Here is a 23,439-nt window from a genome sequence, read left to right as displayed (position 1 = left end):
CCAGACGGAAAACCGCTTCGCACTTTTCCTGGAATTGCTCTAATCAGGCAATCAGGCTCATGAGGTTGGCGACGACGGGCGAACGCTGCGCCTTGAGGCTGGCAAGGCCGAGACGCGCGGCGAGCGCCGGCCCGTCAATGGGGCGATAGGCGACGCCGTCGAGCTTGATCTGCGCGATCGAGGCGGGAACGATGGAAACGCCGAGATTGGCGGCGACGAGATTGACGACGGACGGGATCTGCGGCGCCTCCTGCGTCACGACCAGCTCGAAGCCGGCCTCGCGGCAGGCTGCGACGATATCGTCATAGAGGCTGAGGCCGACCATGCGCGGGAATAGAATGAAAGGCTCGCCGGCAAGCGCTGCGACCGGCAGGCGATCTCTAGCGGCAAGGGGATGATGGGCCGGCAGCGCAATCAGCATCGGCTCGTCGGCAAAACGCTTCAACCGCACATCGCGCGGATCTTCCAGACCTGGCCGGATGAAGGCGGCGTCGATCTCGCCGCGTATCAGCCGCTCCATCAGCGCGTTGGTATTCATCTCGGTGAGCGACAGCCGTACCTCAGGCCAGTGATCGCGAAACTCGCGGATGGTCGCCGTGACGATGGTGTTGAAGGCGGAGGAGGCGGTAAAGCCGAGCGACAGGCGGCCGATCTCGCCGCGATTTGCGCGCTGAGCTGCAAGCTTCGCCTTTTCCGCCGCATCGACGGCGGTTTTCGCCTCGGCCAGAAAGGCTTCGCCGGCCGCCGTCAGCTCGGCACCATGCGGCACGCGGTGAAACAGCTGCGCCCCCACCTCGTTCTCCAGATCCTTGATCTGCTGGCTGAGCGGCGGCTGCCCGATGCCGAGCTTGGCGGCGGCGCGGGTGAAGTTCCCTTCTTCCGCGAGCGCCAGAAAATAGCGGATATGACGCAACTCCATCGCTATCTCCAAAACCTATTGAAATCGCCTGTTCCATATATTGGACTAATGAAGCGCTATTGACTAGATTTCTGGACAACAAAGGTTGGATCCCCCCATGTTCGGCGCTGCTGAAAAGCAAGAAATCACCGCTTCCGAAGTTCCCTCCCGTCCGGAATTGACGCTCGTCAGGAGCGCGCCAACGGTTGAGCCCCGTCAATACCTCACGCGCGGTACGCCCGCATTCCGGCGCGCGACCATTGCGCTGTTCCTCTCCGGTTTCGCCACCTTCTCGCTGCTCTATTGCGTGCAGCCACTGATGCCGATTTTCTCGCAGGATTTCGGCGTTACGCCGGCGGCCAGCTCGCTGTCGCTGTCGCTTTCGACCGGCTTCCTCGCCTTTGCGATCTTCGGCGCGGCCGCCGTTTCCGAAAGCCTCGGCCGCCGAAGCCTGATGTTCATATCGCTGCTGGGTGCTGCCCTTTGCACGCTCGTCTGCTCCGTCTCACCGAACTGGCATGTCCTGCTGGTCTTCCGCGCCCTCGAAGGCTTCCTCCTGGGCGGCGTGCCGGCAGTTGCCATGACTTATCTGGCCGAGGAAATCGAGCCGCGCGGCCTCGGCGGCGCCATGGGCCTCTATATCGCCGGCAACGCCTTCGGCGGCATGGCCGGTCGGGTCGTGACGGGCACGATCGCCGAATTCTTCAGCTGGCGGCCGGCACTGGCCGCTGTCGGCATTCTCGGGCTGATCGCCGCCACCGGCTTTCTCTATCTGCTGCCGCCGTCGCGCAATTTCACGCCGCGCAAAGGTTTCGATATTGCCTTCCACGTAAAGGCCTGGAGCGGCCATTTCGGCAACCCGGCGCTGCCTCTGCTCTTTGCCATCGGCTTCCTCGTCATGGGTTCCTTCGTCACAGTCTATAACTATGCCGGCTTCCGCCTCGTCGCCGCTCCCTATAACCTCAGCCAGACCGAACTTGGCCTGATCTTTACCGCCTATCTCTTCGGCATCGTCGCCTCCTGGGCAGCGGGCCTCCTCGGCGATCGCATCGGTCACTTCGTCGTGCTGCCGGCCGGCGCGCTGATCGCAGCACTTGGTGCGGCCGTCACGCTCGCCACGTCGCTGCCGCTGATCATCCTCGGCATCGTTCTGGTGACGATCGGTTTCTTTATGACCCATTCCGTAGCCAGCGCCCTTGTGGGACGGCTTGCCCGCGGCGCCAAGGGGCATGCCTCCTCGCTCTATCTGCTCGCCTATTATCTGGGCTCCAGCATTGCCGGTTCGCTCGGCGGTTATTTCTGGCTTGCAGACGGCTGGAATGCCGTGGTTGCCTTCATCCTCATCATGCTGGCGATCTGCCTTGTCAGTGCCTTTGCGGTCGCAAGGCTGGCTCGCCGCTAAGGCCGGAGACTGAAAATGATCCGCATCGACCATCTCGATCATCTCGTGCTGACAGTCGCGAGCATCGAGCAAAGCTGCGATTTCTACGCCCGTGTCCTCGGCATGGGCGTGGAGACTTTCGGTGAAGGCCGCAAGGCGCTGGCCTTCGGCAACCAAAAGATCAATCTGCATCGCGCGGGGCATGAATTCGAACCGAAAGCCGATCGACCGACGCCGGGCTCGGCCGATCTCTGCTTCATCAGCGACACGCCGATCGACGATGTCATCGTTCATCTGCAGGCCGAAGGCGTCGCGATCGAGGAAGGCCCTGTACGCCGGACCGGTGCGACCGGCCCGATTCTCTCGGTCTATTTCCGCGATCCGGATCACAATCTGATAGAAGTTTCCAATCCCCTTTCCTGAGATGACGCGCGCTGTCGAGCTCGCGTTTCGTTTGCATGGCAAGTCAGCCCAGCTTTGGGTTACTTGACATGTCTCGGCCGGGGATATATTAAACTAATAAGTTAATTAACTTTATGGTTTATGACCTGCATGGACGCGTTGAGCATGACACTATCCGCCCTTGCCGATCCGACCCGCCGGGCCATTCTGGCGCGGCTCACGACCGGCGAGGCCTCCGTTTCCGAGCTGGCCGAACCGTTCGACATGTCGCTGGTTGCCGTTTCCAAACATCTGAAAGTGCTGGAGAAAGCCGGCCTGATCTCGAAGGGCAGGGAGGCGCAGTGGCGTCCATGTCGGCTGGAAACCAAACCGCTCATGCAGGTGGATGACTGGCTGGAAAGCTATCGCCAATTCTGGAACGAAAATCTCGATCGCCTGGAAGCCTATGCCGCAGCCTTGCAACGGGGAGGAGCTGATGACCGCAACAAATGAGATCCGGAGCCCGCGCCCGCTGCGCGAGATCGTGCTGACCCGCGAAATTGCCGCGCCGCGTACCTTGCTGTTTCGCCTCTGGACGGAGCCCGAGCATCTGATGCGCTGGTGGGGTCCGCAGACCACGACGGCCTCAGCCGTCTCGGTCGATCTGCGGGAAGGGGGAGCCTGGCGGCATTGCATTTTCACGGCGGAGGGCAAGGAATATTGGAGCCATGGCCGCTATCTCGAGATCGTCCCGCCCGAGCGTCTCGTCTTTACCTTCGCCTGGGAGGACCAGCACGGCAAACCCGGGCACCAGATGAAGGTCACGGTGGAATTGCACGAGCTCGGCGACAAGACGCGCCTCGTCTTCCGCAAGGTCGAGCTGCCTGACGATACCGAACTGAAGCTGCAGACCGGCGGCTGGGAGCAAGCCCTCGACAAATACGTCGCCTATGCGGAAGCCACCTCAAGGGAAGGATGAGTGTGATGAAGAAGACCTATCACGGAAGCTGCCATTGCGGCGCCGTCAGCTACGATGCCGATCTCGACCTGCAGGGCGGCACCTTCAAGTGCAATTGCTCGATCTGCAAGAAGAAGCGCAATTGGCTGGCTGTGGCAATACCCGCCGATTTCCGCTTGGTTTCGGGCGAAGACAGCATCGGTGAATATCAGTTCGGCCCGCGCATCCTGCATCATCTTTTCTGCAAGAATTGCGGCGTCAGTTCTTTCAACTGGGGCGAAAACCCTGCGCTTGGCGGCAAGTTCTATGCGGTCAGTATCAGCTGCCTGGATGACGCCACCGACGAGGAGCTCGCCTCCCTTCCCGTCGGCTATTTCGATGGCCGCGACGATCGTTTTGACAAGGCGCCGGAGGAAACGCGCTATCTTTAGTGGGTGCGGAGCTAGAGCGTTTTCGCTTTTCTTCGAATCGCGAAAATGCTCTATCCTTTTGTTTCTTTACGCATTCCAGACGGAAAACCGCTACGCACTTTTCCTGGAAATGCTCTAGGCTTTCGTCGCCAGCCAAATAACGTGACGCGCGCCGCTCTTGCCATTGGCGCGGGTGTTGACCACCTCAGCGGCAAAGCCGCTATCGCGCAGGCGCCGTGTGAAGCGTTCGTCGGGTCCGGAAGACCAAACGGCGAGAATGCCGCTCGGGCGCAGCGCATTATGGGCGGCCTTGAGGCCCCGATAATCGTAGAGGCCGTCATTGGCCTCCTGCGTGATGCCGTCAGGACCATTGTCGACATCGAGGAGGATGGCGTCATAGACCGCCTTTGCGGTACCGATGAGCGGGCGCACATCGCCTTCGTGAATGGCAACGCGCGGATCGTCGAGGCAGCCGTCGAACACGGTGGCCATCGGTCCGCGCGCCCAGGCAACGACGGCCGGAACCAGTTCCGCGACCGTCACCTTGGCGTCCGCACCCAACTCGCCGAGGGCCGCACGCAAGGTAAACCCCATGCCGAGGCCGCCGATCAGCACATGCGGCGCTTTCCGGGCCTTGATCTTTTCGCAGGAGAGCGTGGCAAGCGCGCGTTCCGAGCCGCTGAGGCGGCTGTTCATCAGCTCGTTGGTGCCGAGCATGATGGAAAATTCCTGGCCGCGCTGCTTCAGCCGCAGCTCGCCGCCGCCGGGGATTTTCGCAGTGTCGAGCAGGGTCCAGGGGATCACGGGCAACTCTCCAAAGCAATTCCAGGAAAAGTGTGTGGCGGTCTTCCGCCCGGAGTTGCGTGTAAAACAGGTCATTTCGAATTGCCCGGGACCATAGTCGGTCACTGTTCCGAAGAACAGATGTGCTCATCCAAGACGGATATAGGGCACATCCTTTTTCGCCACTTCGTCCAGGGCCTCCTCATAGCCCGCGTCGGCATAGCGCATGACGCCGAGCGCCGTGTCGTTGGTGAGCGCGTGGTCGAGCCGCTCGTCGGCGGCCGGCGTGCCATCGGCAACCACGGTAACGCCGCAGCTCGTCATGTAGCCGGCATAGCCGCCGCCGCCGGAATGGACGACCACGAGATCGGCCATGGACGAGCAGAGCATCATGGCGTCGATCAACGGCCAGTCGGCGATAGCGTCGGAGCCGTCCTTCATGCCTTCAGTCATGATGTTCGGATGTGCCATCGCGCCGGCGTCGAGATGGTCGCGCGAAAAGGCGATCGGGCCTTTCAGCTCGCCGCTTGCCACAAGCTCGTTGACGCGCCGGGCAAGTGCCGTGCGTTCGCCATGGCCGAGCCATGCAATACGCGCCGGCAACCCCTCGAAGGGCACGTGCTCGCGGGCAAGGCGGATCCAGTTGGTGACGATCTTGTTGTCCGGGAACATTTCCAGCAGCAGGTCGTCGATGCGGGCGATATCGCTTTCCTCGCCCGAAAGCGCCATCCAGCGGAAGGGGCCGATGGCGCGGCAGAAGAGCGGACGCAGATAGGCTTCGGTGAAGATCGGGATATCGAAGGCATTCGCCACGCCGCCTTCCTTCGCCTGGGTGCGGATCAGGTTGCCGTTGTCGAAGACTTCCGAGCCTTGTCTCTGGAAATCGAGCATGGCCTTCACATGCTCGACGATCGAGGCGCGGCTTGCCGCCATGAGCTGGCCCTGGCCGTCGTCGCGCAGGTCTTTGACCTGTTGCAGGCTCATGCCCTTCGGCACATAGCCATAGACGAGGTCATGGGCCGATGTCTGGTCGGTGACGATATCGGGCACGATGCCGCGCCTTGCGATCTCGGGATAGATCTCCGCGGCGTTGCCGACGAGGCCGACCGAGAGCGCCCGCTTCTCCTTGACCGCAGCATCGATCATCGCCAGCGCGGAATCGAGGTCCGGCGCGATCTCCTGCAGATAGCCGATCTCCTGGCGCTTCTTCGCCCGCTCTGCGTCGATATCGACACAGAGGATGGCAGCACCCGCCATGCGGCCCGCCAGCGGCTGCGCGCCACCCATGCCGCCAAGCCCGGCAGTCAAAACGAAGCGGCCGAAAAGATCGCCGCCGAAGCGGCGCTCGGCGATGCGCATGAAGATTTCGTAGGTGCCCTGGATGACGCCCTGGCTGCCGATATATTGCCAGGCGCCGGCCGTCAGACCGCCCCAGCAGATCAGGCCTTTGCGCTGCAGTTCATAGAAGACTTCCGCCTTCGCCCACTGCCCGACGATGTTGCAATTCGCCATGATGACCAGCGGCGCCTTGTCATGCGTGCGCACCAGCCCGATCGGCTTACCGGATTGAATGAGCAGCGTCTGATTCTCATCCATCTCGGTCAGGGCCTTGACGATGCCCTTGTGCGCCGCCCAGTTGCGCGCCGCCTTGCCGAGCGCGGCATAGACGACGAGGTTGTCCGGATCTTCGCCGACAGAGAGCACGTTTTCGAGCAGGCGCAGCAACGCTTCCTGCCGCCAGCCCTTGGCGCGCAGCTCCGGACCGCCCGGTATAGGGAATTTCGGATGACGTGGATTGGCTTTCGGCATGGTTGCTCTTACCTCTGGTTTGGTGGTTCTCCTTCTCCCCGCTAGGGAGAAGGTGGCCCGAAGGGTCGGATGAGGGGGTAGTGCGGCATATGCCGTCTTTGCTTCTCCCTCAGACGTTCACTCCTTCGTCGCTCACCCCTCATCTGTCCTGACGGGCATCTTCTCCCCGCTGGGGAGAAGAGGGCGGCGCCGATAGTCATTCATTTCGGCGGCAGGCCTTCGACGAAGTCCAGCGCGGCAAGAAGCAGCCGCTTGCGCAGCATGTCGTTGCCATAGGCTTCCGGCCCGGCGCGCACCCAGCCCTGTATTTCACGGCCACCTGACAGCATGGGCTTGATGTCGTGCAGCTCCAGCGCCCAGGCGTCGTTGCCCTTGCCGAGGCGTATCAGCAGACCGTCTTCGCGCGCGCCGCAAAGGAGGTGGCCGTTGAGCAGAAAGGCCCAGCCGCCGAACATCGCTTTCTCGCTAAGCCCGGGCCGCTGCCCGAGCTCTTCTCTCAGCAATTCTTCGAGACCGGCGTCACGGGCCATTTAAGCCTCCGCGCTCCTCAGCTCTTCTTGCCCGCCAAGGCGTATTTCGCGATCTCGATCCCCATCGCCTTTTCGACGGAAGGGTAGACGGTGGGGTCGAGCACGCTGGCGGAAAGCGGAATGATGTCCATCGGCACATGCAGGATGAAGACGTTCATCCCCTCATGCAATTGGCCGACGCTCAAGGGCTCGCCTTCCGGCGAGAGCGTGGTGATGACGGAGGGGAATGTCGCGAGGCGCTTACCATTGGTATCTTCGACGGCCATGTATTCGTTCATCACATGCATGACCACGGCCTTCTCGCCGGAGCCGACCGCGATGGTGCCGATATCGAAGGCTTCCTTCGTATAGACAACATCCTTCCTGGTGATCGTGCCCTCGGCAAGGATATGGCCACCGGTCGTCTTGCAGATGGCGTCGATGACGGCGCTGCCGCCCTTCTTTTCCGCCTCGATGATAGCCTCGCCAAGCGAGAGCGCCATGGAGATGCCGCCCAGCGCCGCATGCGTGCGGACATAGGAGGCGCGCAGCGGGTTGCGGCAGGAGGCGATGAAGCCGCCGGATTGGTCGGAAGCCGCGCGCAGGATCGGCGAGATCTTCGCCGTCGCACCCTTCACCACGAGTTCGATATAGCGGTTCTCGGCGCGATTGCCGCCGACAGCGGTCTGGATCATCTGCTCGGGCGAACCTGCCATGCCGATCGACCCCATGTCGCCTGTGGGATGGGCGCGGATATCGCCGACCGCATCCACCACCTTGGTGCCCAGGATGGCCGACGGCAGCCAGCCGTTCAGCGTCGACGACTTACCGTTCTGGCCGATGATCAGGCCGGAGAGCTTTTCGCCGAGTTCGTCCTGGAGTAGCTGCGCTGCCTTGACGTAGTCTATGCCCTGCATTTCCCAGGGGGTCGTGGAGGCCGGCGCGCCGATGGCGGCTGCCGTCGCGATCCAGTCATTGTCGTTAAGCTCGTCGATCGACACCAGCTCCGGCTTGCCGACATTGACTGCGGCATAGCCGAGCATGCGGCCGTGATCGGCCCAGCCGCCGCCACCGGCGGCATAAACGGAACCACCCTTGACGGCCGCTTCCACATCCTTGGCAACGAGTACGCGTCCCATTGGCTACTCCCGGTTCTGTTTGAGGCTTTTATCCATGTCGCGCACGGCTTCGAAGAGCACGGCGGCGCCCATGGCGATATCGTCATTCTCGGCCCATTCCTCGGCGCAGTGGCTGCGGCCTTCCTTGCAGGGCACGAAGATCATGGCGGCAGGCGCGACCTTGGCGATCCAGGCGGTATCGTGACCGGCGCCCGAGGCCATGCGGCGATGCTTGGCGCCGACGGTTTCACAAGCGCGCTCGAGCGTTTCGAGCAGGTTCGGATCGCCCGGCGTCGGAAAATTGTCTGAGACGCGGACAGGTGGCTTGATCGTCACACCGTAAGCCGTCGCTATCTTTTGCACCGCGCCATCGATCCAGGTCAGGAACTGTTCCATGTCGCCGCGAATTTCGGCACGGCCGTCGATCAGCAGCACCACCTTAGACGGCACGACATTGGCGGCATTCGGCTCGATGCGGAATTCGCCGACCGTGGCCGCAAAATGGCCTGGCGTCTTCGCCTGCTCGGCCGCCCGCTCCCTGATATCGAGCACAAGCTGGGAAGCTGCGACAAGCGCATCGGCACGGCGATCCATCGGCGTCGTGCCGGCATGGTCGGCGCGGCCTTCGACGGTGATTTCGATGCGGGTGATGCCGGCAATCGCGGTGACGATGCCGATATCCTTGTTCTCGGCTTCCAGCACGGGGCCCTGCTCGATGTGCAGTTCGAGGAAGCCGGCGAGATCGGGACGTTTCTGCGCGAGCAGCACGGCGGGATCGCCGCCGACTTCCGCAATGCCCTGCGCAAGGGTGCGCTCGCCGCTGGTGCGGGTGAGCCATGCCTCCGGTATCTGCCCGGTCATGCCGCGGCTGCCGATGCAGGAGACGCCGAAGATGCTGACTTCCTCCGCCAGGAAATCGACGATCTCCAGATCGTGGTCCAGCTGGATATCGCGACCCTTCAGGGAGCGGGCGACTTCCAGCGCCGCGATCGTGCCGGCAATGCCGTCGAACCGGCCGCCATCGGGAACGGTGTCGGAATGCGATCCCACAAGGATCGTACCGAGGCCGGGTTTTGCGCCGGCGCGCCTGCCGATCAGGTTGCCGCCGGCGTCGATGCGCGTCTCCAGCCCGGCTGCCTTCATGCGCGCCTCGATGTAAGCGCGGCCTTCCAGAAAGAGCGGTGAGAAGGCCCGGCGTGTCCAGGGGTGCCCGGGCTCGGTAATGCCGGCCAGCGCGTCGATGTCCTCGGCGATGCGGTCGGCGTTGACGGGCAGGTTGTGGCGCTTCAGTTGGTTCATCGGGCGGCTTCTCCGGCAAAGATTTGGCGAGGCAAGGGACGCACGAAGCTGCCGGAGCCGGGTTCGGCCAACACCTTCTGTCCCTCGGTAATCTTTCTGCCTCTAAGGTAAGCGGCGGATACCGTCCAGGGCAGGCGGATGCCATGATAGGGGCTCCAGCCGACGACGTTGTTGCCGCTTGCCGCTGCGTCATAGATCATCTCGCGCGGTTCCAGCACGACGATATCGGCATCCTTGCCCGGTGTCAGTGCGCCCTTGATATGGTCGAGGCGGAAGTGCCTGGCCGGATTTTCCGCCATGAGCTTCGCCGCCCAGGTCAGTGGCACGCCGCGCTCCAGAGCACCCTTTACGAAGAGCGGCACCATGACCTCCAGTCCCGGCACGCCGGAAGCATTCGCCAGCATATCCGGATTGTTCTTGCGGTTTTCCGACCAGCTGACGTGGTCGGTCGAAACCAGCCAGACATTGCCTTCCGCCACCTTGCGCCACAAGGTTTCCACTTCGGCGCGCGGGCGGATCGGCGGATTTATTTTCGCCTTACCGCCGAGGCGTCGAACATCGTTTTCCTCGTCGAGCGTCAGATAGTGGATGCAGCATTCAACCGTCGCCTCGAAGCCGTCGCGGCGATAGGCACGCGCGATGTCGTAGCCGCGGCCGAGCGAGCAGTGCACGACATGGGCCGGGCAGCCGGTGTCGGCGCCCGTCTCGAAGATCGTGTGCATGGCAAGCAGCTCGGTGATCGGCGGCCGCGAGAGCCCATGGGCGCGATAGTCTGTCACGCCGCTGGCTTTCACCTGCTCCATGTAGGTCCGAACGGCTTCGTCATCCTCATTGTGCACGCCCGCGGTCAGCCCGGTCGGCGCGATCGCCGCAAAGCAGGCGTCGAGCAGGGCAGGCGGGATGCGCGGGAAACGCTTGGGGTCCGTGCCGAAGGTGGAGAACTTGAAGGCCGCGACGCCGGCCTCGACCATTTCGGCGATGCGCGCCGGGCCTTCTTCCGGGTCGATCGTGCCATAGAGGGCGAAATCGACGCGGGCCTGCGGCGAGGCATGATCGATCTTCTTTTTCACCGCTGCGGCGGAGCAGACCAGATTGCCTTCGTCATAGGGCATGTCGACGATGGTGGTCACGCCGCCGGCCGCTGCCGAGCGGGTTGACCAGATGAAATCCTCCTGATCCTTCTGCGAGAGCGAATGCACCTGTGCGTCGATCGCGCCGGGCAGGATCAGCGCCTTGCCGAGCAGATGCCGCTCACGCGCCGCCGGCGGCACGCCGATGCCGATCTCGGCGATCCTGCCGTCGCGGACTGCGACATAACCCGCTTCCACGATGCGCTCGGGCAAAACCACGGTGCCCTGCAGAACAAGATCGAAATCCGCCATGTGCGTTCTCTCCGCTTATCGGTTGGTTCAGATAACGACGGTGTCGCGATAAAGCCGTTCCTCGAGCCGCTCCAGCGAGCCGAGCGCGAAGAAATCATCATAGGCAAGGATCGGCTTGTGGGCGATCATTTCTGAAACGAAGGCCTCGGACGCAAGTTCCTCTTCGATCGCCTCGACTTCTGCCGAAAGCGGCCGGTCGACCACATAGAAATCCGCATGCTTGCGCACCACCTCGTAGAGCATGCGCGCGACGCCTTCCGGCTTGTCGCCGAGAATATCCATCGCCTGGGCCGAAAGCAGTGCTTCCAATGCAGCAAGGCGCTTCAGTGCCCGCGTCTGCCGCTCGAAACGTTCGATGACGAGCGGCAGGAAGGCCGCCTCGTCCTCCATGCCGGCCGCGACCACCAGCGATTGCGCCGAGACCGGGTTGGACATGGACAGGACGCGCGAAAAGATCTCGCCTGCGAGCTTGATGATCGGGCCGAAGCCGGTCGCGATCCTGCCTTCCGGCACGAGATTGACCGGCAGGCCGCGCCGCTGGCCGTTGCCGAGCAGGACGCAGTGGTTGAAGGCATTGCGAGCGGCGTGCGCCATGCAGATGACGGCGGCCTCGAGAAGGATGGTGACGTCGAGCGGCAGCGAGCCTCCCGACGTCATGACGCGCCCGTCGACGATGACGGGATTGTCGTCGGAACGGCCGGTGGCGGCCAGGATCTTGTGGCCCGCGGTCAGCAGGTTCTCGATGACAGCGCCGTAGACTTGGGCGATCATGCGCAGGCTCAAAGGATCCTGCACATGCGTTGCGACGGGCCACGGCCATTCGTCCGAAGCGTTGCAGAGCCATGCGCCGATCAGCGCTTCGCGCGCCGTGCCGACATGACGCACCGCATACCAGGGATCACGCGAGGCCCCGAGCGCGCCGGCTGCCATCATGCTGGTCGCCAGCAGCACGCGGATCGAGGAGGCGGCATTGCGGGTGGTCTCCGCCGCCGCCGCGAAGCTCACGGCATTGACGCTGAGCGAGGCGAGGCTGTCACGCGGCAGCATCTTCACCGGATTGATACCGGCAGCGGTAAAGGCATCGGCCGCCTGCATGCGCCGGCCGCGATAGACCGCCTCGCCGACCCCGGTCAGTACCGCGCCGATCTGGCCCATCAGGCCGATATCGGCGCAACCGATCGAGCCGGTACGGCGAACCACGGGAATGACATCCGTATGCAGAAGCTGAAGATAGGCGTCGATCAGCCCCGGCGAGCAGCCGACTTGACCTGTTAGCGCCGTGTTGACGCGGATCGCCATGGCATTGCGCACGACCGACATGGAAAAGGGTGCGCCGGTGCCGAAATGATGGGCGCGCACCAGGCCTAGATTGAAGGCATCGAGATCTTCCGGCGACCATTCGACATCCTTCATGGCCCCGACGCCGGTCGTGGAGCCGTAGACCGGCATGCCGGACTGGATCGTGCTTTCGAGAACGCCGCGCGCCAGGCGCACCCGCGCCATGCCGCTTTCCGATGCCGAAGGCATGGCGGTGCCAGCGCCGATCCGCACCAGATCGCTGAACCCCAAGGGTTGCCCGGTGAGTTCGATGCCGGCTCTCTGACGCTCCATTGTCCTTGTTCTCCTTTTTCGCAAGGCTATGCGAGCCTTATCGCAAATGGGATATCCCAAATGACGAACACCTCATTCGGCGGCGCTTTGAATTTTGAGGCGAGTCCGGCTGCGATGCAACTCGGTGTTTGCACGGGTATGTTGTCATCGCCAAGCAAAGCGCGTGCAGGAGGAAGTGATTACCTCTCGCATCAATGGCGGCAATCTTCGCAGATGCGCGAGCGCCAGGGAGCGCTGAAGGTCAGCTCAGTTGCCAGGCGATATAGAGGAGCGTCAGCGCGATCACCCATAGCGCGAGGCGGCCGGAGCGGCTGTGCTTGGCCTCCGCCTTGCCGATCGCCTCTGTGGTCTGCGGGTCGAAGCGAAGACCGTTCTCGCTCATGCGCAGCAATTCGTGATGGAATTTCTCCGTCTTGGCGGCAATTTCGGGCGCTGCCTCGGCGAGTTTCAAGGCCGCCTTCAAACCGTCCTTGAGGTCGGTTACGATGCGCTTCGGGCCGAGATTGGTGCGGATCCAGTCTCCGACGACGGGTTCCGAAGCCTTCCACATGTTGAAGCGCGGATTGAGCATGCGTGACACGCCCTCGACCACGACCATGGTCTTCTGCAGCATAACCAGCTCCGGCCGTGTCTCCATGTCGAAGAGTTGGGTTACTTCGAAGAGCAGTGTCAGCAGCTTGCCCATGGAGATCGTCTCGGCCGGCTGACCATGGATCGGCTCGCCGATGGCGCGGATCGCCTGTGCGAAACTCTCCGTATTGTGATGAGCGGGCACATAGCCTGCCTCGAAATGCACCTCGGCGACGCGGACGTAATCGCGGGTGATGAAGCCATAGAGGATCTCGGCGAGGAAACGGCGTTCCTTGTTGCCGAGGCGGCCGACAATGCCCATGTCGACGGCGACGATCGTGCCGGCGGCATCGACGAAGAGATTGCCGGGATGCATGTCGGCGTGGAAGAAGCCGTCGCGCAGCGTATGGCGAAGGAAGGATTGGATCAGCGTATCGGCGAGCGTGTTGAGATCGTGCCCGGCGGCTTTCAGCCCCTCGACATCTGACATCTTGACGCCGTCGATCCACTCCATGGTGATGACGTCGCGGCCGGTGCGCTCCCAATCGACCTTGGGGACGCGGAAGCCCGGGTCTTTCTCGGTATTTTCAGCGATTTCGGAAAGGGCCGCCGCCTCCAGGCGCAGATCCATCTCGACCTTGGTGGTCTGCTCGAGCGTCCGCGTCACCTCGACGGGCCTGAGGCGCCGACTGGAGGGAAGGAAGCGCTCCTGCAGGTTGGCGACGAGATACATCGCCTTGATATCGTTTACGAAACGCTGGCGAACGCCGGGACGGATCACCTTGACGGCAACGCGCTTGGTCCCCCCCGGCGTCTCTACCTCGGCCGGATGCACCTGGGCGATGGAGGCGGCCGCGATTGGTTCGCCAAAACTGACATAAAGCTCGTCGAGTTTGCGGCCGAGTGAGCCTTCGATCGATGATTTCGCGGCGGCATGGGGAAAGAAGGCCATGCGGTCCTGCAGCTGCGACAGGTCGTTGGCCATGTCGACGCCAACGACGTCGGGCCGCGTCGCCAGGAACTGGCCGATCTTCACATAGGACGGCCCGAGCCGTTCGACAGCTTTGGAAAGCCGGTCGCTGCGGGCCTGGTTCTTGGCACTCTTGCGGGCAAAGATACCGACGAAGGATTTGGCGAGGCTGACGGAAGGCGGCAGGCCTTCCGAGGGAAGCGCAATGACCACGCCCTCGCGCACCAGCACCCAGCCGACCCTGAGAAGGCCGAAATATGCGTTGAAAGCACTCATAGCGTCTCAAGGTCTCGGGAAATGGAGGCCGTCGACCGCGTCACATGGCTCGACATCATGCTTTAGAGCTTCCAGCCGGAGTGCAGGGCGGCGATGCCGCCGGTATAGTTGGTGAAGCTCACGCGCGAGAAGCCGGCCTCGCCGATCATCGTCGCAAAATCCTGCTGGTTCGGGAATTTGCGGATCGATTCCACCAGATACTGATAGGGCTCGGCCTCGCCGGTGATCGCCTTGCCGAAGCGCGGAATGGCGTTGAAGGACCAGGCGTCATAGACGCGGTCGAGCAGCGGCAGGTCGACCTCGGAGAATTCGAGCACCAGCAGCCGGCCGCCGCGCTTCAGCACGCGATAGGCTTCCTTCAGCGCCACGTCGATATGAGGGACGTTGCGGATGCCGAAGGCGATCGTATAGGCGTCGAACGAGTTGGGCTCGAAGGGCAGTTCCTCGGCATTCGCTTCGACGAAGGTGAGATTGTCGGAGAGCTTCTTCTTTTCCGCGCGTTCCGCGCCGACGCCGAGCATCGAGCCGTTGATGTCGAGCACCGTCGCATGCGCCAGCCGGTTCGAGGCTTCGACGATGCGGAAGGCGATGTCGCCCGTGCCGCCGGCAACGTCGAGGACCTTGTAGGTCGCATCCTTGCGCGGGTTGAGCGCTGCGATCATGGCGTCCTTCCAGGCCCGGTGCAGGCCCATGGACATGACGTCGTTCATGACATCGTAGCGCTTGGCAACCTTGTGGAACACCTCGTTGACGAGGCCCTGCTTTTCGCCATCGGCCACTTCGCGAAAGCCATAGGATGTTTCCATGCCGCCATCGGCGGAGGTGCGGCTGTCTGCCATCGGCTCAACTCCGTTACACTATAGCGCCGCGTGTCATATGTGACGCGCAAAGGTCGCTGTAGCCCTTTAAATTTGCTGCATAATTTTATCCTTAAATCGATTCCGATCTAAGGAATTACGCAGTATTCAGCGGCGGACCATAGCGAAATCGCGTTTGCCACGCTATCTCATCAGCCAGATCACCAGCCGCAATGCCCTTGGGCTATAGCCCAGATCATAAGCGGTTGAAACATAAAGATGGATAGCCATGCCGGAATTACCAGAGGTCGAGACCGTCAGACGAGGGCTGGCGCCTTCCATGGAGGGCGCCCTGTTGAAAGAGCTGGAACTGCGCCGCGGCGATCTGCGCTTTCCGTTCCCGGCCGGCTTCTCGCAAGCGGTCTCGGGGCGCGGCATCACGTCGCTGTCGCGCCGCGCCAAATATCTGCTGATCGACCTCGATGACGGCATGACGATCGTCGCGCATCTCGGCATGTCCGGTTCGTTCCGGATCGAGGCCGGCCCGTCGGAGGAGACGCCCGGAGCATTCCACCATCCGCGTTCCAAGGACGAGAAGCACGATCATGTCGTCTTCCATCTGGCGGGTGCAGGCGGTGACGCGCGCGTGATCTACAACGATCCGCGTCGCTTCGGCTTCATGGATGTCGTCAGGCGAGCCGATATCGCCAGCCACCCCTTCTTCCGCGATCTTGGCCCGGAACCCACCGGCAACGAACTGGGCGCCGACTATCTGGCCGAACGCTTCGCCGGCAAGGCGCAGCCGCTGAAGAGCGCGCTGCTGGATCAGAAGAATATCGCCGGCCTCGGCAATATATATGTCTGCGAGGCGCTGTGGCGCTCTCATCTGTCGCCCCTGCGCGCCGCCGGCACGCTGGTCACCGACACCGGCGGCCCGAAGGAGGAGCTGTTGAGGCTGGTGGCCGCGATCCGCGCTGTCATCGCCGACGCGATCGCGGCAGGCGGCTCGTCGTTGCGTGATCATATCCAGACGGATGGGTCGCTTGGCTATTTCCAGCATTCCTTTTCCGTCTATGACCGCGAAGCCCAGCCTTGCGGCACGCCGGGTTGCGGCGGTACGGTCAGCCGCATCGTCCAGGCAGGGCGCTCTTCTTTCTATTGCGCCGCCTGCCAAAGCTGATTGAAGGGAGAGACAAGTGGCTTACGAAAACCTGATCGTCGAAACTCATGGGGCTGTCGGCCTCATCCGGCTCAATCGGCCGCAGGCGCTGAACGCGCTGAATTCCACGGTGCTTGCCGAGCTGAAGCAGGCCTATGCCGCCTTCCATCTTGATGATGCGATCGGCGCGATCGTGCTCACCGGCTCGGAAAAGGCCTTCGCAGCCGGCGCCGATATCAAGGAAATGCAGCCGCTCGATTTCGTTGACGTCTACAAGGGCGACTTGATGAGCGGCTGGGACGAGATCGCCAGGGCGCGTAAGCCCGTGATTGCCGCCGTCAGCGGTTTCGCACTCGGTGGCGGCTGCGAGCTGGCCATGATGTGCGATTTCATCATTGCCGCCGAGACGGCGAAGTTCGGTCAGCCGGAAATCACGCTCGGCATCATCCCCGGCATGGGCGGCTCGCAGCGCCTGACACGCGCCGTCGGCAAGGCGAAGGCGATGGATCTGGTGCTGACCGGCCGGATGATGGACGCAGCAGAGGCTGAACGCTCGGGCCTGGTGTCTCGCGTCGTGGCGGCCGACAAGCTGCTGGACGAGGCACTGGCCGCCGCCGCCAAGATCGCCTCGCTCTCTCGTCCCTCGGTGCTGATGGCCAAGGAGGCGGTGAACCGCGCCTTGGAAACCACGCTGGAAGAGGGCTTGCGCTTCGAGCGCCGCCTTTTCCATAGCCTGTTCGCCACGGAGGATCAGAAGGAGGGGATGACCGCCTTTGTCGAAAAGCGTAAGCCGGCCTTCAAGAACCGGTGAGGGGCGGAATTCGGAATTACGAGCCTTTGACGAGAATCCGCGTTGACGGCGCGGCTCATTCCAGTTATATGCCCGCCACAGTTTGGAAAGCCGCTCTGGTTTTCCGCAATTGCTCCCGCATTGCTGGATGAAGTGGCCGCAGGGCCCGCGCTGCAGTGACGGAGCTGTGTTTGAATTCTAAGAGAGGCATACATGGCCAATACCAGCTCGGCGAAAAAAGCGACCCGCAAGATCGCCCGCCGCACCGATGTCAACAAGGCTCGTCGCTCGCGCGTTCGCACTTTCGTCCGTCAGGTCGAAGAAGCCATCGCATCGGGTGATGCAGATCTCGCCAAGGCAGCTTTCATCGCCGCCCAGCCTGAACTGGCTCGCGCAGCGACCAAGGGCGTGCTTCACGCCAACACCGCTTCCCGCAAGGTTTCGCGTCTTGCCAAGCGTGTGAAGGCTCTCTCGGCCCCGACAGCGTAATTTTTCCTTAACGATTTAATCGTTAGACTTGAGCCCGGCCTTGTGCCGGGCTTTTTGGATTCGGCCAAAAAAACGCCATAATGCTAAAATGTAGCCGGCTGATCATGTCAGTGACGTGACAGAAATACACATTTGAAAACAAAGGCTTGCGGCAGGATATCTCAGCGCTGGGTGATCTGCGTGACGCGTTGCCGGCTCACAAGTGAGTCAAGGGATTTTTTTATTTTTTTGTTTTGAAACCTGTGAGAATCGCGCTGAACGGGAATCTCCTTGATTCAACAGCGATTCTTTTTTGAAGGCCATGTGACAGTCAAAAACGGCTTCACGAGTCAATGGCTGCCTCTTAATTTTGTGTAAAATTCATCGTTGATATCTGCGTTCGATCCTGCCTAAATGCATTTCAACAAGGGGCGCGGACATCATCTGAAACGGCTTCGGCGAACACTGCCACTAAAGGCGGAGTGGATGATTTTTGTCCCTTGTGACGGAGCAGTTCAGCCCCGTTTTTTCAAACAGTTGACGAGTTAAGACCGTAAGCGGCAACGCTGGCGGAACGAGGAAGCTTGTCTGTCCTTTGCAGCCTAAGTCATAAGCGTGGCTGTGGGGAGGGGAGAAAAATTGACAGCCGCTGGGGCACTGGTCGGAATACGAGGACCGACCGATGCTCCGGTTACGAACGCCAAGACGAAGGCCGCTTTAAAGAGCAGTTTTCGCCGCGGTTTTTTTGTAAAGCCTCTTGGCTGGGCTCGGCTGATGAACCGGCATGCGGCGCAGCTTGAAAAACGAGCGCGACCGTCATGTCATGGCGAAGACCTAAGGACGGCGGCTCGATGTCGTTTCGTCCTATAACGAGACTGTGGAAGGCGGCACTTTATGCAGATACATACGAGGACGACGGGTGCGTTGGAAACCGGGGACAATGCGCAGGCGTTCAGTGCGGTTTGCCTAGAAGCGGCGGGGGAAAAAGGAGACGTGGCGCAAAATGTTTTGTTCGAACGTGTCAGTGCGCGCTTGAAGGCGCAGGTTGGTCCTGACGTCTATGCCAGCTGGTTCGGCCGACTTAAACTGCATTCGGTCTCCAAGAGTGTTGTGCGCCTTACGGTTCCGACGACCTTTCTGAAGTCGTGGATCAATAATCGCTATCTCGATATGATCACCGGCCTGTTCCAGACAGAAGACGCGGAGATCCTGAAAGTTGAAATTCTGGTGCGTACGGCGACGCGGCACAGCGCGAAGCCGGGTGCTGACGAACAGGCTGTTGTATCGGATCAGGCTGCCGTGGCGCCGATCCGCCGCTCTGTAGCGCAGCCCGCCGGCCACGCTGTCGCTCAGGCCGTAAGCGCGGCAGCCGCAGCCCGCCCTGCGACGGGAGGTATGCCGCTGTTCGGCTCGCCGCTCGATTCCCGCTTTACCTTCGACACCTATGTCGAGGGCAGCTCGAACCGGGTGAGCCTTGCCGCCGCCAAGACCATCGCTGAAGCCGGCTCAGGCGCCGTGCGGTTTAATCCGCTCTTCGTTCATTCGACGGTCGGTCTCGGCAAGACGCATCTGTTGCAGGCGATCGCCAATGCCGCCGTACAGAATCCGCGCAACCTGCGCGTGGTCTATCTGACGGCGGAATACTTCATGTGGCGCTTCGCAACCGCGATCCGCGACAATGATGCGCTGACGCTGAAGGATTCCCTGCGCAACATCGACCTGCTCATCATCGACGACATGCAGTTCCTGCAGGGCAAGATGATCCAGCACGAGTTCTGCCATCTGCTCAACATGCTGCTCGACAGCGCCAAGCAGGTTGTCGTCGCCGCCGATCGCGCTCCCTGGGAGCTGGAATCGCTCGATCCACGCGTCCGCTCGCGTCTTCAGGGTGGTGTAGCGATCGAGGTCGAGGCACCGGACTATGAAATGCGTCTTGAAATCCTCAAGCGCCGTCTGGATGCGGCCCGTCAGGACGATCCGTCGCTGGAAATCCCGGCGGAGCTTCTGTCTCACGTCGCCCGCAATGTCACGGCAAGCGGTCGCGAGCTGGAAGGCGCGTTCAATCAACTCATCTTCCGCCGGTCGTTCGAGCCCAACCTGACGGTCGAGCGCGTCGATGAGCTTCTCGCGCATCTGGTCGGTTCCGGCGAGCCGCGTCGCGTCCGCATCGAGGACATCCAGCGCATTGTCGCGCGTCACTATAATGTCTCGCGCCAGGAGCTGGTCTCCAATCGTCGCACCCGCGTCATCGTGAAGCCGCGCCAGATCGCCATGTATCTGTCGAAGACACTGACACCGCGCTCCTTCCCGGAGATCGGTCGCAGGTTCGGCGGTCGCGATCATACGACCGTGCTGCATGCGGTGCGCAAGATCGAGGAACTGATCTCGGGCGACACCAAGTTGTCGCATGAGATCGAGCTGCTCAAGCGCCTCATCAACGAATAAGCGGCGGGCGCTATCCGCTCTTCGTTTCACGGCCGGCCTCAGCGCCGGCCGTTTTCTTTGGGTGACCTTGTCTGCTTGATGTTGACGGGGATGACCGATCAGGTGTTCGAGCCTGCCTATGTCGGCGGCGTCGCATGTGAGACTTCGGAGAGCAGCCAGGAGCGGAGGGCCGCAACCGCCGGCCGTTCCAGCGCGCCCGGCGGATAGACGAGATGATAGGCGAGTGCGCTGGCAAACCCGATGGGGAAGGGGGCTATCAGCGTCCCGCCTGCCAATTCCTGCTCGACGAAGGAGCGGCGCATCAGTGCGATGCCGAGCCCTGCCTTCATGGCGTGATAAGCCCCGGTGCCATCCGTGAAGACCGGCCCGCGCGTGGCGTCCACACGCGTCGCGCCCGCAGCCTGCAGCCAGAGCTCCCAGTCGCGCCGATAGACGTCATGAATCAGGGTCTGATCCGCCAGATTGTCGACGACGGGCGAGGGGCCGAGTGTCGCCGCCATCTCGGGGGTGCAAATCGGCACATATTCGTCATCGAGCAGCCTTTCGCTTGCCAGCCCTTCATAGCCGCCGAGCCCGTGGCGGATGGCGATGTCGATCCCGTCCCGCTGGAAATCCATCATGCGATGCGAGGCGCTGATGCGCAGATCGATATCGGGATGAGCCTGCTCGAAGCGCCGAAGCCGCGGCACCAGCCAATGCGTGGCAAAACCGGCAGTGCAGGCGACGGTCAGCACTGTGTCCCTTGAGCGCATCGTCAGGGCCGTGGTTGCCTCGCGAATGAGGCGGAAGGCCGTGCGCATCGTCGCGAAATAGTCGGCGCCTCCTGTGGTCAACGCAAGGCTGCGCGCCCGGCGCTCGAAAAGCCGTACGCCGAGCGCGCTTTCGAGGTCCCGGATCTGCAGGCTGATGGCGCCAGGCGTGACATGCAGCTCGTTTGCCGCCAGCGTCATGCTGAGATGACGGGCTGATGCTTCGAAGGCCCTGAGGGCCGAAAGAGACGGCAACTGATCCATAATGATTGAGTTCAGCTAAATCATTGAATGAGAAAGACTCGCTTGCCAGAGGCCCGCTATCGCGAGATTATTTCAGCAATTCCGATGGTTGGCAACAGTATGAGATTCCGGCCGTCCATAAGTAAAACTCAATCGAATGAAATACTGGAGACTATCGTGATGCCGCAGAAGTCCATGGGCGCAGTCGAGTGGGGCATGCTTGTGGGACTATCCCTCCTGTGGGGCGGCTCCTTCCTGTTCAACGGCATTCTGGTCCATGAACTGCCGCCCTTTACCATCGTGACAGCGCGTGTCGCACTTGCCGCTATCGCTCTGCATGTCATCGTGCGCGTGACCGGGCATTCCATGCCACGCGATCGCCAGGTCTGGCTCGCCTTCTTCGGCATGGGCTTCCTCAACAATGTTATTCCCTTCCTGCTGATCGTCTGGGGCCAGACGCATATTGCCAGCGGCCTTGCCTCGATCCTCAACGCGACGACACCGCTTTTCGGCGTCGTGGTCGCGCATCTTCTGACGTCGGATGAGAAGATGACCGGCAATCGCCTTGTCGGCGTCATCGTCGGCTTTGCCGGCGTGGCCCTGATGATCGGCCCGTCGGTGCTCGCAAGCCTCGGTTCGAATGTGCTGGCGCAGCTCGCCGTATTGGGAGCCGCCTTCACCTATTCCCTCGCCGGCATCTTCGGACGCCGCTTCCGCCGCATGGGGTTGGCGCCCATCATTCCCGCCGCCGGTCAGGTGACGGCCTCGACCGTCCTGCTGCTGCCGATCGCTCTTTTCGTTGACCGCCCCTGGACGCTCGCGATGCCATCGGCCGAAACCTGGCTGGCGCTCGCGGGCCTCGCCATCCTGTCGACGGCCGTCGCCTATGTGCTGTTCTTCCGCATTCTCGCGACCGCAGGCGCTACCAACTTGATGCTGGTGACCTTCCTCATCCCTGTCAGCGCCATCCTGCTCGGTGCACTGATTCTCGGCGAGGACTTGCAGCCGAAGCACTTCATCGGCATGGCGATGATCGCGCTCGGCCTTGCGGCGATCGACGGACGGCTGTTTACCCTCCTCTTGAGGGCAGGGGAATCGCATATGAGATGAGATCGTTGCCGCGCCCCCTCATCCGACCCTTCGGGCCAACTTCTCCCCGAGGGGAGAAGGAGCTTGCGGCACCGGCATGCCCCATATGCAATTGCCCCGCCCTCGAGGGAGGTGACTAACAGGCCAGATCGGCAACGACGGAATCGAGGAGCAGCATTCCCGTCGGCGTGCAGCGCAGGCGGGAATTGCCCAGCCGCTCGATGAACCCGTGCTCCAGCAGGAAAGCCTCGCGCTGCGGATCTGGATCCCGGCCGGAGAGTTCCTGCCAGCGGGCGAGGTCGACACCCTCCTTCAGGCGCAGGCCCATCAGCAGCAATTCGTCGGCCTGCTCGTCGAAGCCGAGCATTTCCTGATCGACCATGCCATGGCCGTCGCGCTCGACCATCTCAAGCCAGCTCTCCGGCTTCCGCTCGGTGGCCGTTGCAAGCTTTTGCGAGCCGCGGGTCAGCCGGCCATGGGCGCCGGGACCGATCCCGGCATAGTCGCCATAGCGCCAGTAGGTGAGATTATGCCGGCTTTCGGCGCCGGGACGCGCGTGGTTGGAGACCTCGTAGGCCGGCATGCCCTCGCGCTCGGTGATCTCCTGCGTTGCCTCGTAGAGCAGCGCCGACTGGTCGCCGTCGGGCACGATCAATTTACCGGCCTTGTGAAGGCCGTAGAAGGGCGTGCCTTCCTCGATGGTCAATTGATAGAGCGAGAGGTGGTCGACGGCGTAGGAGATTGCCTCCTTCAGCTCGCGTTCCCATTCCTCGACTGTCTGGTTCGGGCGGGCATAGATGAGGTCGAAGGACATGCGCGGGAAGATCTCGCGCGCCAGCTTGATCGCCTTCAGCGCGTCGGCGACATCGTGCAGGCGGCCCAGGAATTTCAGGTCGCGGTCGTTCAGTGCCTGCACGCCCATCGACACGCGATTGACACCGGTGGCGCGATAGCCGCGGAAGCGCTCGGCCTCGACGCTCGATGGATTGGCCTCCATGGTGATCTCAATGCCGTCAGGCACATGCCAGGTCCTGGCGATGCCATCGAGGATCGTACCGACCGTCTCCGGCTTCATCAGCGAAGGTGTGCCGCCGCCGAGGAAGATGCTGGTCACTGTTTTCGGGCCGCTGATCATCCGCATCGATGCCATCTCCTTCAGAAAGGCGGCAGCGAAACGCTCCTGATCAACAGGCTGGTGACGGACATGGCTGTTGAAATCGCAATAGGGACATTTGGCCGCGCAGAAGGGCCAATGCACATAGACGCCGAAACCAGGCTCGCCGGTATCCGGTAGCAATTGCGCCCCGCGCATCAGGTCTTGCGAATCCATGATCTCCACGAAGT

At 62.2% G+C, this 23,439-nt stretch carries 22 protein-coding genes; 10 read left to right on the top strand and 12 right to left on the bottom strand.

What is annotated here, in order from left to right:
• Window positions 1-43: 43 nt before the first annotated feature.
• On the bottom strand, window positions 44-919 hold the full coding sequence (locus GA0061101_RS18605) for a LysR family transcriptional regulator (RefSeq protein ID WP_037202948.1): 876 nt from the start codon (window positions 917-919) through the stop codon (window positions 44-46).
• A 97-nt stretch (window positions 920-1,016) separates the two neighbouring features.
• On the opposite strand from GA0061101_RS18605, the gene GA0061101_RS18600 reads away from it, so the two are divergent.
• The 5 genes from GA0061101_RS18600 to GA0061101_RS18580 all read left to right on the top strand — a co-directional run bounded on the left by GA0061101_RS18600 (window position 1,017) and on the right by GA0061101_RS18580 (window position 4,049).
• Window positions 1,017-2,300, top strand: coding sequence for an MFS transporter (locus GA0061101_RS18600; RefSeq protein ID WP_092574449.1), 1,284 nt, complete (start codon window positions 1,017-1,019; stop codon window positions 2,298-2,300).
• Between the two features lie 15 nt (window positions 2,301-2,315).
• Window positions 2,316-2,702 (top strand): VOC family protein, encoded by a 387-nt coding sequence (locus GA0061101_RS18595; RefSeq protein ID WP_037202951.1) that lies wholly within the window; start codon window positions 2,316-2,318, stop codon window positions 2,700-2,702.
• Between the two features lie 129 nt (window positions 2,703-2,831).
• Entirely contained in the window at window positions 2,832-3,173 is a 342-nt protein-coding gene (locus tag GA0061101_RS18590; protein ID WP_037203309.1) for an ArsR/SmtB family transcription factor, read from the top strand.
• Complete coding sequence (locus GA0061101_RS18585) at window positions 3,157-3,639, top strand: SRPBCC family protein (RefSeq protein WP_051964460.1); 483 nt, start codon at window positions 3,157-3,159, stop codon at window positions 3,637-3,639. The genes GA0061101_RS18590 and GA0061101_RS18585 overlap by 17 nt, the downstream gene beginning before the upstream one ends.
• A gap of 5 nt (window positions 3,640-3,644) precedes the next feature.
• Window positions 3,645-4,049, top strand: coding sequence for a GFA family protein (locus GA0061101_RS18580; RefSeq protein ID WP_037202952.1), 405 nt, complete (start codon window positions 3,645-3,647; stop codon window positions 4,047-4,049).
• A 114-nt stretch (window positions 4,050-4,163) separates the two neighbouring features.
• Here the strand turns inward: GA0061101_RS18580 and GA0061101_RS18575 are convergent, their stop codons facing one another.
• The 9 genes from GA0061101_RS18575 to ubiE form a co-directional block, all read right to left on the bottom strand.
• Entirely contained in the window at window positions 4,164-4,832 is a 669-nt protein-coding gene (locus GA0061101_RS18575) for a spermidine synthase (RefSeq protein WP_047556240.1), read from the bottom strand.
• A 126-nt stretch (window positions 4,833-4,958) separates the two neighbouring features.
• A complete protein-coding gene (locus GA0061101_RS18570) occupies window positions 4,959-6,620 on the bottom strand; it encodes a thiourocanate hydratase (RefSeq protein ID WP_047556238.1) in 1,662 nt (553 codons plus the stop codon).
• A gap of 200 nt (window positions 6,621-6,820) precedes the next feature.
• Complete coding sequence (locus GA0061101_RS18565; RefSeq protein WP_092574448.1) at window positions 6,821-7,150, bottom strand: TfoX/Sxy family protein; 330 nt, start codon at window positions 7,148-7,150, stop codon at window positions 6,821-6,823.
• A 17-nt stretch (window positions 7,151-7,167) separates the two neighbouring features.
• Window positions 7,168-8,268, bottom strand: a complete 1,101-nt coding sequence (locus tag GA0061101_RS18560) for a thiohydantoin desulfurase (protein ID WP_092574447.1) — start codon at window positions 8,266-8,268, stop codon at window positions 7,168-7,170.
• A 3-nt stretch (window positions 8,269-8,271) separates the two neighbouring features.
• The gene (locus GA0061101_RS18555) at window positions 8,272-9,546 is read right to left on the bottom strand and encodes a Zn-dependent hydrolase (RefSeq protein ID WP_037202961.1); all 1,275 of its coding nucleotides are present in this window, start codon (window positions 9,544-9,546) and stop codon (window positions 8,272-8,274) included.
• Window positions 9,543-10,928, bottom strand: coding sequence for a dihydroorotase (locus GA0061101_RS18550; RefSeq protein ID WP_037202962.1), 1,386 nt, complete (start codon window positions 10,926-10,928; stop codon window positions 9,543-9,545). Before GA0061101_RS18550 ends, GA0061101_RS18555 begins: the two co-directional genes overlap by 4 nt.
• Window positions 10,929-10,955: 27 nt before the next feature.
• On the bottom strand, window positions 10,956-12,539 hold the full coding sequence (locus GA0061101_RS18545; RefSeq protein WP_037202964.1) for an aromatic amino acid lyase: 1,584 nt from the start codon (window positions 12,537-12,539) through the stop codon (window positions 10,956-10,958).
• Window positions 12,540-12,780: 241 nt separating this feature from the next.
• A complete protein-coding gene (gene ubiB / locus GA0061101_RS18540) occupies window positions 12,781-14,355 on the bottom strand; it encodes a 2-polyprenylphenol 6-hydroxylase (RefSeq protein ID WP_037202966.1) in 1,575 nt (524 codons plus the stop codon).
• A 62-nt stretch (window positions 14,356-14,417) separates the two neighbouring features.
• Window positions 14,418-15,194: a bifunctional demethylmenaquinone methyltransferase/2-methoxy-6-polyprenyl-1,4-benzoquinol methylase UbiE gene (ubiE, locus tag GA0061101_RS18535; protein ID WP_037202967.1), complete on the bottom strand. Its 777-nt coding sequence runs from the start codon at window positions 15,192-15,194 to the stop codon at window positions 14,418-14,420.
• 247 nt (window positions 15,195-15,441) lie between these two features.
• Here ubiE and mutM point away from each other — a divergent pair, with 247 nt between their 5' ends.
• The 4 genes from mutM (at window position 15,442) to dnaA (ending at window position 20,014) form a co-directional block, all read left to right on the top strand.
• Complete coding sequence (gene mutM / locus GA0061101_RS18530; RefSeq protein WP_092574446.1) at window positions 15,442-16,332, top strand: bifunctional DNA-formamidopyrimidine glycosylase/DNA-(apurinic or apyrimidinic site) lyase; 891 nt, start codon at window positions 15,442-15,444, stop codon at window positions 16,330-16,332.
• A gap of 16 nt (window positions 16,333-16,348) precedes the next feature.
• The gene (locus tag GA0061101_RS18525; RefSeq protein ID WP_092574445.1) at window positions 16,349-17,122 is read left to right on the top strand and encodes an enoyl-CoA hydratase; all 774 of its coding nucleotides are present in this window, start codon (window positions 16,349-16,351) and stop codon (window positions 17,120-17,122) included.
• A gap of 192 nt (window positions 17,123-17,314) precedes the next feature.
• On the top strand, window positions 17,315-17,590 hold the full coding sequence (gene rpsT / locus GA0061101_RS18520) for a 30S ribosomal protein S20 (RefSeq protein WP_037202970.1): 276 nt from the start codon (window positions 17,315-17,317) through the stop codon (window positions 17,588-17,590).
• A gap of 873 nt (window positions 17,591-18,463) precedes the next feature.
• Window positions 18,464-20,014 (top strand): chromosomal replication initiator protein DnaA, encoded by a 1,551-nt coding sequence (gene dnaA, locus GA0061101_RS18515; RefSeq protein WP_034513977.1) that lies wholly within the window; start codon window positions 18,464-18,466, stop codon window positions 20,012-20,014.
• Window positions 20,015-20,130: 116 nt separating this feature from the next.
• Here dnaA and gcvA read toward each other — a convergent pair whose 3' ends face one another.
• Window positions 20,131-21,027 (bottom strand): transcriptional regulator GcvA, encoded by an 897-nt coding sequence (gene gcvA / locus GA0061101_RS18510; protein ID WP_208865012.1) that lies wholly within the window; start codon window positions 21,025-21,027, stop codon window positions 20,131-20,133.
• A gap of 159 nt (window positions 21,028-21,186) precedes the next feature.
• On the opposite strand from gcvA, the gene GA0061101_RS18505 reads away from it, so the two are divergent.
• Window positions 21,187-22,116, top strand: coding sequence for a DMT family transporter (locus GA0061101_RS18505; RefSeq protein WP_047641088.1), 930 nt, complete (start codon window positions 21,187-21,189; stop codon window positions 22,114-22,116).
• 115 nt (window positions 22,117-22,231) lie between these two features.
• Here GA0061101_RS18505 and hemW read toward each other — a convergent pair whose 3' ends face one another.
• Window positions 22,232-23,425: a radical SAM family heme chaperone HemW gene (gene hemW / locus GA0061101_RS18500; RefSeq protein ID WP_047641087.1), complete on the bottom strand. Its 1,194-nt coding sequence runs from the start codon at window positions 23,423-23,425 to the stop codon at window positions 22,232-22,234.
• Window positions 23,426-23,439 lie beyond the last annotated feature (14 nt).

Source organism: Martinezella lusitana, from assembly GCF_900094565.1.
Taxonomy (GTDB): Bacteria; Pseudomonadota; Alphaproteobacteria; order Rhizobiales; family Rhizobiaceae; genus Rhizobium; species Rhizobium lusitanum.
The sequence above is the reverse complement of the archived record's forward strand: the minus strand, read 5'-3'. Positions and strand labels throughout refer to the sequence as shown.